Below are 9,746 nucleotides of genomic sequence, written 5' to 3'. Positions count from 1 at the left end.
ACCAAGCGGACTTCCGGTGCCTGCGCTTCGACGGCGGATGGTGGCTGCATGGGAAATCCCGCTCCTCCCCCTCATGTTTCTTCAACCGGAGGGCGACTGCGGTCTCTTCCAAACTACAACTGTAGGACTAGAGGCTGTCGGTCGATTGGTAGCTGGCCTTTGTAATCGAACGGAAGCCATGGGGATCAATCGCCGAATCCCCCCGTTTCCATTTGGAATCCTCGCGGTCCCATAGAAACCGGGGGATTAAGTCCTGGAAACAGGGGGTTTCCACTCAGAATCTTCGTGATCGAATGGAAACCATGGGGATCAATCGCCGAATCCCCCCATTTCCACTTGGAATCCTCGCGGTCCCATAGAAACCGGGGGATTAGGTCCTGGAAACAGGGGGGTTTCCACTCAGAATCTTCGTGATCGAATGGAAACTATGGGGATCAACCGCCGAATCCCCCTGTTTCCATTCGGAATCCTCGCGGTCCCATTGAAAATGTACTCGGCCACCAGCCTAGAAATGGCGGATGTCAGTAGGAGGAACTAGATTCCACGCGAGCAGATGGATTTTTGATGAAGGACTCTTATTCAGGAATCGGAAACCATGCAGCAGGCTCAGCACGATGATGCCCCTTCCTCCTGGTTGCAGCCCCTAGCAGAGGCGGTTCGAAAACAGCGCAAGGCACTCGGCTTGACTCAGAACAATTTGAGTGTCCTGGCCGGTTGTGGGCCCGTCTTCATCTACGACTTGGAGGCGGGAAAGAAGCCCACACTGCGGCTGGATAAACTCGTTGACGTTCTGGAAGTCCTGGGCCTTCAGCTAACCTTGGAACCAGGGAAGCAACGCATGGGCGTCAGTGAGCGGCTGCGATGAAGCGCCCTACGGATGTTCAGGTCGCCGAGGTCTGGCGTGAAGCGACTCAGGTTGGGGCTATCACTCGAACCCCGAATGGCTCCGTCTTCGAATACAATGATGTGTTCTTTGAGCAGCACAAGACCCAAGTCGGGGGAGTTGCCACCCACCTTCCTTATTCACAGCGCCAGGCAGAGACCCTTGGCTACAACCTTCATCCCTACTTCGCTGGCTTATTGCCCGAAGGATTGAGGCTTCAGGCACTAGTTCAGCGGGTGAAGACCTCCGAGGATGACATGCTCAGTCTGCTCATCGCCTCGGGCATCGATACGGTGGGTAACCTGTCAGTGCGCCCAAGTGGTGAGACGTTCGAAAGTGACAGTTTGCCGGAGGCTCCCCTGAAAGCCGAGGAGGTTCTCTTCACCGAACTCTTTGAACAAAGTCTTTCCCAAACCGGGGAGATGCACGAACCCGTGATCGCGGGAGTACAGGAAAAAGTTTCCGCCTCCACTATTTCGTTCCCTCTCAAGCCAGCGGGTCGGTTCGCCTACATCCTGAAACTGAATCCTCCCAAAAAGCCGCGCCTCATAGAAAATGAGGATTTCTTCATGCGGATGGCGAAGTCCTGTGGTCTGGTGACTGCCACCACACATTTGATTCGGGATCGAGCGGGCAATCCAGGGCTGAGTGTCGAGAGGTTCGACCGGCGTTGGTCCAAGGATGAGAAACGCCTGCTCCGGATCGCCCAAGAAGACGCGTGCCAGTTCCTGAATCGCTATCCGGCGGACAAGTATCGCATTCATTGCTCGGAAATTGCGAAAGGGCTGCAAGACACCTGCTTGGCTCCCATACCCGAGATGGCCCGCTTCCTCCGTTTAGTTGCCTTCAGCTACCTCATCGCCAACGGCGATCTCCACGCGAAGAACGTGAGCGTCCTTGCGGATGGACCCGCCGGAGGGTTCCGACTATCACCCGCCTATGATGTGCTTACTACACTTCCCTATGGCGACCGACGCATGGCTTTGAAGTTCGAGGGGCGCGACGACAACTTAAAGCGCTCGCACTTCATTGAATTCGGGAAGCGTTTCGGAGTGAAGGAAGTTGCGGTGACCAAGATGCTGGATGAACTCGTGGAGAGCGCGAAACCGTGGCTTGGGCGCCTTGATGAGATTGGTTTTGGTTCGCAAAAGACGGAACATTTGTCGCGGACTTTGGAGAAGCGCCGCAACGAACTCGCCGCAGGCTGAGTTCCCACTCACAGCGATACGGACATGACTTGCACGCACGGGCATGCTCCTCTGGGCAAGCGCCTTACGGAGAGGCGGTGCCGCGCAACCGAGGCCGCGTGACGACGGTGATTGGCGCGCTCACGCTCCAGGGCATCGACGCCATCGAGTCGCGCGGCGCCCGGGTTGTCTTCCTGCCGCCCTACAGCCCCATCGAGCCGGCATGGAGCAAGCTGAAGGCGCTGCCACGCAAGTGGCGCACGCGCACCTGCCTCCGCCTGGGCATCAAGCTCGCGCTCTCTGCCCTCGCTTCGCGCGACGCCGCATGCTGGTTTACTCACCGAGGCTACCCGGTTGCTCAACTCGGCTGAGCAACGCTGTCAGGTGAGAGCATGGGAAAAACAAAGGGCCTTGAACCGAAGTTCAAGGCCCTCAAGTTCTTCACTCTGTGCCCAAGGGCGGAATCGAACCACCGACACGGGGATTTTCAGTCCCCTGCTCTACCGACTGAGCTACTTGGGCGTGCTGCGCAACGCGAACGGCAGCGCCGATTTACGGGTCCTTGCTCCTGCCGTCAACCTCTTTCCACGGGCCCTGTCCCTCCCCCAGCGATCAGGCCGCCAGCCGCAGGGCTTCGCCGTCCCAGGCCGTGCACCCCGCCGTCAGCCGCTGGCGCAGCTTCTGGCGCAGCCCCTGTTCGATCTGCCGGATGCGCACCGCCGTCACCCCGAAGCGCCGGGCCAGCAGCTCCGCGCTCACCCCGTCCTCCACCAGCATCCGCTCCTTCACCAGCGCCTGCTCCCGCGCGTCCAGCTCCGGCCAGGCCTCCGCCACGCTCCGGTGAAGCTTCTGGGCCCACACGTCCCGGTCCGCCAGGTCCTCCTGCGAGTCCAGGTCCGACTCCAGCATGTCCAGCTGCGTCACGTCGCCGTCCCACCCCAGCGGCGCGTTCAGCGACACGTCCTTGCCCAGCGCCTCCGACCCCCGCGTCACCTCCTCCTCCCGCTTGCCCAGCGCCTCCGCCAGCCGCTTCAGCACCTCCGGGTGACCCTCACCCCACCGGGCCTCCAGCCGCGCCCGCTCCCGCCGGAGCTGGAAGACGATCCAGGGCGCCCGGCCACCCGCCACGCTCCAGGTCCGCGACACGTAGGCCCGGATGCGCGCGCGGATCCACTGCTGCGCGTACGCACCGAACGGTACGCCCCGCTCCTCGAAGCGGCGCGCCGCCTCCACCAGGCCCACGTTGCCTTCCGACACCAGCTCTTCCAGCGACAAGCCCGTCCAGCGGTACTTCCACGCCAGACGCCGGACCAGCTCCAGGTGCCCCCGCACCCGAGACTCCACTTCCGCGGCATCCACATCGCCCTCCACACCCTCCACCGTGGACACGCGCTCCTCGTAGATGGCTTCCATGAACGCACCTCCCCAATCAGTCCTCCGCACACCCATCGCGCGGTGACAGGCGTAGAGATAAGTGGGGAGCACTCATAAAAAAATAAGCTAGTTTGGATGAATCCCTTCGGTTATTCCTAAGTCATGGCGTGGCTCAACTACCACCATCTCCTGTATTTCTGGACGGTTGCGCGGGCGGGCAGCATCGCCAAGGCGAGCGAGGAGCTGCACCTCGCCCAGCCCACCATCAGCACGCAGATCAAGCTCCTCGAGGAGTCGCTGGGCCACCAGCTCTTCGAGCGCAAGGGCCGCAAGCTCGTCCTGTCCGACGTGGGCCGCACCGTCATGCGCTACGCGGATGAGATCTTCCGCCTGGGCAACGAGCTGAAGAACGTCGTCTCCGGCCTGCCCACCGGGCAGCAGCTGCGCCTCAACGTGGGCGTGCTGGACGTCATCCCCAAGCTCGTCGCCGAGCAGCTGCTCAAGCCCGCGCTCGACGCCGGCCCCTCGCTGCGCATCATCTGTCGCGAGAGCCCCCTGCCCCAGCTGCTCGCGTCGCTAGCGCTGCATGAGCTGGACGTGGTGCTCGCGGACGCGCCCGGCTCCGAGCCCGTCAGCGTCCGGTCGTTCAACCACCTGCTGGGCAAGTGCGGCGTGACGTTCTTCGCCGCCGCGTCGCTCGCCCACCTGCGCAAGGACTTCCCCCAGTCCCTCAACGGCGCGCCCATGCTGCTGCCGTCCGAGGAGTCCTCGGTGCGCCGCTCGCTGGACCTGTGGTTCGAGCGCCGGGGCATCGTGCCCGTCATCGCCGGCGACTTCGACGACAGCGCCCTGCTCCAGGCCTTCGGACAGAAGGGCCACGGCATCTTCGCCATGCCCTCCATCATCGACGAAGAGGTGCAGCGGCAGTTCAACGTCACCGCCATCGGGCACACCGACGAGATCGAGCAGTGCTTCTACGCCATCACCGTGGAGCGCCGCCTGCGCCACCCCGCCGTCGTCGCCATCGCCGAGGCCGCGCGCTCGCACATCTTCGGCGGTTGAAGCCCAGGTCGCATCACCCGGTCGCCCGGAACACCTCCGCGCCCGCCACCACCGTGGCCAGCACGCGCGCGTCCACCAGCGCGGGCGCGGGCCCCTCCAGCGGATCCGCCGACAGCGCGACGAAGTCCGCGTCCAGGCCGGGCTTCAACCTGCCGCGCCTCGCCTCCTCGAAGGAGGCCCACGCGGGCCCCACGGTGAAGCCCTCCAGGGACTCGGCCGCGCTCAGGCGTTCGTGCGGCCACCAGCCGCCCTCGGGCCAGCCCTTCGCGTCCTGCCGCGTGCGCGCCGCGTAGAGCCCCGCGAGCACGTCCGGGTTCTCGATGGGGAAGTCACTGCCCAGCGCCAGGTGCGCGCCCGCGTCCTTCAGCGTGCGCCACGCATAGGCGCCCTTCAGCCGCTCGCGCCCCAGCCGCGTCTCCGCCCAGCGCATGTCGCTGGTGGCGTGAGTGGGCTGCACGCTGGCCACCAGCCCCGCGGCGCCCAGCCTCCGGATGTCCTCCAGCCGGAGGATCTGCGCGTGCTCCACGCGGTGGCGCAGGGCCTTCGTCCCCGTCCGCTCCGCGCCGCGCAGGAGCACGTCCACCACCAGCGTGTTGGCGCGGTCCCCGATGGCGTGGATGCACACCTGGAAGCCCCGGGCCATGAAGGCCTGGGCCCGCGCTTCGAGCTCCTCGGGCGCGAGCAGCAACAGGCCCCGCTGGCCGGGTTCGTCGCTGTAGTCCTCGTGCAGCGCCGCGCCCCGGCTGCCCAGCGCTCCGTCCGCCAGGAACTTCACCGCGCGCATCGACAGGTGACGGCCCTGCCAGGGGCCCTGCTCCAGGTAGGCGTGGCGCTCGTCGCCCTGGCCCGCGGCCATCGCGTACACGCGCAGGGGCAGCGTCCCCGCCGCGTCCCAGGCCTGCAGCATGCGGAAGGCACCCAGGTCCATGCCGGCGTCGTGCACTCCCGTGAGCCCCACCTGGGCACAGCGCTCCAGCGCGGCGCGCAGCCTTGTCTCCAATTGCGCTGGAGTGGGTGCGGGCATCGCCTCGGCCACGGCGTCCATCGCGTTGTCCACCAGCACGCCGGTGGGCTCGCCCCTCGCGTCCTTGAGGATGCGGCCGCCTTCCGGATCCGGCGTGTCCCGCGTGATGCCCGCGCGGCGCAGCGCTTCTCCGTTCACCCAGGCCGCGTGATGATCCACGCGCGTGAGGAACACCGGCGTCGCGGGGAAGCGCGCATCCAGCTCCGCGCGGCCCGGGAACGCGGCGCCAGGCCACTCGTTCTGATCCCAGCCCTTGCCGAGCAACCAGTCCCCCTGGAAGCTCGACGCGGGCGCTCGCGACAGCCGCTGGAGGACGTCCTCCACCGAGGGCGACTTCTCCAGCCGCACCGTCGTCAGGCTGCGCCCCAGGCCGTGCAGGTGCGCGTGCGCGTCCACCAGGCCGGGCACCACCGTGGCCGCGCCCAGGTCCACCTCGCGCGTGCCCGAGCCTGCGGCGGCGCGCACCTCCGCGAGCGTCCCCACCGCGAGCACCCGCCCGTCGCGCACCGCCAGCGCCTCCGCGCGCGGACGCTCCGGATCCAACGTCCACACCCGCTCCGCCCTGTAGACCGTGCTCTCCACCGTGTGCCTCCTGGAGTCGCGCCTGCTTCGCCCGTCAGGACGCGCCGCCGGGCCCGGACCGTAGGGCACGCGTGTTCCAGGAGGAAACCCCGTTCGCGCGGTGGGCACGTGTCACGTGGGTCACGTGTCACGCAAGGAGCACACCGCCCATCAGGGGCACTGGGAGCTCATGGCCGGACGCGCTCCTCGCGTCCGGTCACGGAAGCCCTGGGAGCGGTCACTACCCGGCTTCAGGGGTGCCGCCGTCCACGTCCTGTGCGTTGAGGGGACCCGCGGGGCCCGCGGGCTCGCTGGGAACGTTCTGGGTGGGCTCGCGAGCCGTGTCCGGGCCCTGGATGGGATTCTGGTCCTCCGTTCCGGGAGGCTGGGTGGTCTTGCAGGCCACCGCTCCAGCGGTCAGGCCCAGAGCAGCGATGAGCAGCACGGCACGGCGCATGAAACCTCCTGGGATGTTCGACAGGCCGACCCTAGGGAGGTGCGTCTTCCCCCGGCAACGCGCATCCCCTGCAACGTCCACCACTGGATGCGCAGGCAGGACCCCGGGCCCTCCCTGGCCGAAAGCCCTCCAGGCCCTCGGCTTCGCGGCCCTGTCTTCTCCGGACCCGGTGCACATCGTTGGCGAAGTCCGTGTGCGGGTGGACGTGCGCACCGGAAGGAAGCGGCTGGCATGAGCGAGCACGTCGACAGAGCGTCAGAGCCCTTCCGTTTCGCGGAGGCCCGACACCGTCGTGGGCGCTGGGGCTGGATGGTGCTCTGCGCCTTCCTCCTGCTGGGCCTCTGCGCTTCGGCGGCCCCCGCGACCTCTTCGCCCCTCATCGCGCGGTGCGAGCTGGAGGGCGTGGTGGATGCCGGTTCGGGCGCGTACCTCGCGGACTGCGTGAAGCGCGCCGAAGAGCAGGGAGCCCAGGCGCTGCTCGTGCGGCTGGACACCCCGGGCGGCTCACTGGATGCCACGCGCGCCATCGTGCGTGCCTTCCTGGGCTCCCACGTCCCCGTGCTCGTCTGGGTGGGCCCGTCCGGCGCGCATGCCGGCAGCGCGGGCGTCTTCATCGCGCTCGCGTCGAACGTGAGTGCCATGGCGCCCGGGACGAACATCGGCGCCGCGCACCCGGTGGGGGCTCGGGGCGAGGACGTGGATCAGGTGGGCGGCGAACAGCTTGCCCGGAAGATCGAGAACGACACCGTCGCCTTCGCGGAGGGCATCGCCCGCCAGCGGGGCCGCAACCCCGAGTGGGCCGCGGCGGCCGTGCGCGACAGCGCCAGCGTCCCCGCCGACCGCGCCGTGGAACTCCGCGTGGTGGAGCTCGTCGCCCCCACCGAGGCCGCGTTCCTCACCGCCGTGGACGGTCGCCGCGTGGAGGTCGCGGACGGTGACACCGTGATGCTCTCCACGCGGGAGGCCCGCATCGTGTCGCTGGAGCCGGGGCTGTCCCAGCGCGTGGTGCATGCGCTCGCGCAGCCGTCCATCGTCTACCTGCTGTTCCTCGTCGCGGCGCTGGGGCTGGTGGTGGAGCTGTCCCATCCGGGCGCGGTGGCGCCAGGCCTCGTGGGCACGGTGGCGCTGGTGCTCGCGCTGGTGGCGTCGGCCACGCTGCCGGTGCGCTCGGGCGCGCTGGTGCTGATGTTCGTGGGCTTGGGGCTCATCATCGCGGAGCTCTTCGTCACCAGCGGACTGCTGGGCGCCGCGGGCACGGGCCTGTTGATATTGGGTGGCGTGTTCCTGGTGGACCGCTTCGAGCCCGGCTGGTTCGTGGAGCCATCCTTCCGGCCGTCGTGGGCCGTGATGCTGCCCACCGCCCTGCTCTTCGCGGGGGCCGCGGCCTTCGTCGCGTACCGCAGCGCCCAGACGCGCAAGCTGCCGCAACGGGGCGGTGACGCGGGGCTCGTCGGGGAGGCGGGCACGGCGCTCGGGCCCGTCACGCCTTCGGGCGGCGAGGTGTTCGTCCACGGCGAGCGCTGGAGCGCCGTGTCCTTCCAACCCATCCACGAGGGCGCCCGCGTCGTGGTGCGCGCCGTGGAGGGGCTCACCCTCACCGTCACGGAGGCGATGCCATGAACGACCTGTTCGGCGCCCTGGGATTCGTCATTCCCCTGGCCCTGTTGTTCCTCCTCTTCATCTCCGGCGTGCGCATCGTCACCGAGTACCAGAACGGCGTCGTGTTCCGGCTGGGCCGCTACGTGGGCCTCAAGCGCGCGGGCTTCCGCTGGCTCATCCCCTTCATCGAACGGATGGTCATCATCGACCTGCGCACCGTGGCGCGCGACGTGCCCCCGCAGGACGTCATCACCAAGGACAACGTCAGCGTGAAGGTCAACGCCGTCGTCTACTTCCGCGTCATCCAGGCGGACAAGGCCGTGCTCCAGGTGGAGGACTACCTCTACGCCACCAGCCAGATTGGCCAGACCACGCTGCGCGCCATCCTGGGTCAGGTGGAGCTGGACGAGCTGCTGTCCCAGCGCGAGCGCATCAACCACGAGCTTCAACAGGTCTTGGACGCGCGCACCGACCCGTGGGGCGTCAAGGTCTCCAACGTGGAGGTGAAGCACATCGACCTGCCGCTGGAGATGCAGCGCGCCATCGCACGTCAGGCCGAAGCGGAGCGCGAGCGCCGCGCGAAGATCATCGCCGCCGAGGGCGAACACCAGGCCGCCGAGAAGCTCGCGCTGGCCGCCGAGGTCATCAGCCGCAACCCCGCCACCCTCCAGCTGCGCTACCTGCAGACGCTGGTGGAGATCACCGGCGGAGGCAACCACACCATCCTCCCCATCCCCCTGGACCTGCTGCGCACGGTCAGCGCGATGACCGCCCGGCCCTCCCGGCCCGAGGGCTCACGGACCGAGCGCGAGGAGGAGGACGAGGACGCCTCGCCCGGGCATGGCCTGTCGTGAACGACAAAGGTCCACCCGCGCGTGATGCACGGGTGGACCTCTTCGCGTCGGAGGGACGGCCGTGGACTACAGCTGACCGCTGTCCGCGATGACCACGGGCTGGCGCGTCGCGCCGGACTGCGAGCCCACGGCTTCGATCTTCTTCACGACGTCCATGCCCTCGACGACCTTGCCGAAGACGACGTGCTTGCCGTCGAGCCACGGCGTCGGAACGGTGGTGAGGAAGAACTGCGAGCCGTTGGTGTTGCGGCCGGCGTTGGCCATGGACAGGAAGCCCGGGCCCGTGTGCTTGTGCTTGAAGTTCTCGTCCTCGAACTTCTCACCGTAGATGGACTCGCCGCCCGTGCCGTTGCCGGCGGTGAAGTCGCCGCCCTGGCACATGAACTGCGTGATGACGCGGTGGAAGGCCGAGCCCTTGTAGTGCAGCGGCTTGCCACTGCGGCCCACGCCCTTCTCACCCGTGCACAGGGCGCGGAAGTTCTCGGCGGTCTTGGGAACGTCGTCGGAGAACAGCTCCATCACGATACGGCCGGCGGGCGCTCCACCGATCGTCATGTCGAAGAAGACCTTGGTGTTTGCCATGTTCACGTGCTCCACGGTGCGGGTTGAGCCAGAGGCTTGAAGATCAACGCGATGCTGGGCGGTTCGTGCCGGGACGTACCAGACACGACCGTCGCGAAGGCAGCAGCTAGCACCGTCCGCGTGCGCTGCGGAACAAATCCCGTCACCTTCCCCCCGCCCCGCG

The 9,746-nt window shown here is 67.3% G+C and carries 10 protein-coding genes and 1 tRNA gene; 6 read left to right on the top strand and 5 right to left on the bottom strand.

Annotation, left to right across the window (positions count from 1 at the left end):
- Positions 1-595 precede the first annotated feature (595 nt).
- From D7V93_RS29030 to D7V93_RS47745, 3 genes are all read left to right on the top strand, one after another.
- Positions 596-865 (top strand): helix-turn-helix domain-containing protein, encoded by a 270-nt coding sequence (locus D7V93_RS29030; protein WP_120646481.1) that lies wholly within the window; start codon positions 596-598, stop codon positions 863-865.
- On the top strand, positions 862-2,091 hold the full coding sequence (locus D7V93_RS29025; RefSeq protein ID WP_120646480.1) for a type II toxin-antitoxin system HipA family toxin: 1,230 nt from the start codon (positions 862-864) through the stop codon (positions 2,089-2,091). The genes D7V93_RS29030 and D7V93_RS29025 overlap by 4 nt, the downstream gene beginning before the upstream one ends.
- Before the next feature lie 77 nt (positions 2,092-2,168).
- Positions 2,169-2,441 (top strand): hypothetical protein, encoded by a 273-nt coding sequence (locus D7V93_RS47745; protein WP_120646479.1) that lies wholly within the window; start codon positions 2,169-2,171, stop codon positions 2,439-2,441.
- Positions 2,442-2,519: 78 nt separating this feature from the next.
- On the opposite strand, the gene D7V93_RS29015 is transcribed toward D7V93_RS47745, so the two are convergent.
- Both D7V93_RS29015 and D7V93_RS29010 read right to left on the bottom strand, forming a co-directional pair.
- Positions 2,520-2,592: transfer RNA gene (locus D7V93_RS29015), tRNA-Phe, on the bottom strand.
- A gap of 90 nt (positions 2,593-2,682) precedes the next feature.
- Complete coding sequence (locus D7V93_RS29010; RefSeq protein WP_120646478.1) at positions 2,683-3,483, bottom strand: sigma-70 family RNA polymerase sigma factor; 801 nt, start codon at positions 3,481-3,483, stop codon at positions 2,683-2,685.
- A 123-nt stretch (positions 3,484-3,606) separates the two neighbouring features.
- Here D7V93_RS29010 and nhaR point away from each other — a divergent pair, with 123 nt between their 5' ends.
- Positions 3,607-4,506: a transcriptional activator NhaR gene (gene nhaR / locus D7V93_RS29005; RefSeq protein ID WP_120646477.1), complete on the top strand. Its 900-nt coding sequence runs from the start codon at positions 3,607-3,609 to the stop codon at positions 4,504-4,506.
- Between the two features lie 13 nt (positions 4,507-4,519).
- Here the strand turns inward: nhaR and D7V93_RS29000 are convergent, their stop codons facing one another.
- Both D7V93_RS29000 and D7V93_RS28995 read right to left on the bottom strand, forming a co-directional pair.
- Entirely contained in the window at positions 4,520-6,112 is a 1,593-nt protein-coding gene (locus D7V93_RS29000) for an amidohydrolase (protein ID WP_120646476.1), read from the bottom strand.
- A 220-nt stretch (positions 6,113-6,332) separates the two neighbouring features.
- The gene (locus D7V93_RS28995) at positions 6,333-6,548 is read right to left on the bottom strand and encodes a hypothetical protein (RefSeq protein WP_120646475.1); all 216 of its coding nucleotides are present in this window, start codon (positions 6,546-6,548) and stop codon (positions 6,333-6,335) included.
- Between the two features lie 231 nt (positions 6,549-6,779).
- On the opposite strand from D7V93_RS28995, the gene D7V93_RS28990 reads away from it, so the two are divergent.
- Positions 6,780-8,168: an NfeD family protein gene (locus tag D7V93_RS28990; protein ID WP_372338355.1), complete on the top strand. Its 1,389-nt coding sequence runs from the start codon at positions 6,780-6,782 to the stop codon at positions 8,166-8,168.
- Complete coding sequence (locus tag D7V93_RS28985) at positions 8,165-9,001, top strand: slipin family protein (protein WP_120646473.1); 837 nt, start codon at positions 8,165-8,167, stop codon at positions 8,999-9,001. The genes D7V93_RS28990 and D7V93_RS28985 overlap by 4 nt, the downstream gene beginning before the upstream one ends.
- Positions 9,002-9,067: 66 nt before the next feature.
- Here D7V93_RS28985 and D7V93_RS28980 read toward each other — a convergent pair whose 3' ends face one another.
- A complete protein-coding gene (locus D7V93_RS28980) occupies positions 9,068-9,583 on the bottom strand; it encodes a peptidylprolyl isomerase (RefSeq protein WP_120612649.1) in 516 nt (171 codons plus the stop codon).
- Positions 9,584-9,746: the final 163 nt, after the last annotated feature.

Source organism: Corallococcus llansteffanensis, assembly GCF_003612055.1.
GTDB lineage: Bacteria > Myxococcota > Myxococcia > Myxococcales > Myxococcaceae > Corallococcus > Corallococcus llansteffanensis.
This window is presented reverse-complemented; position numbering and strand designations above follow the sequence as displayed.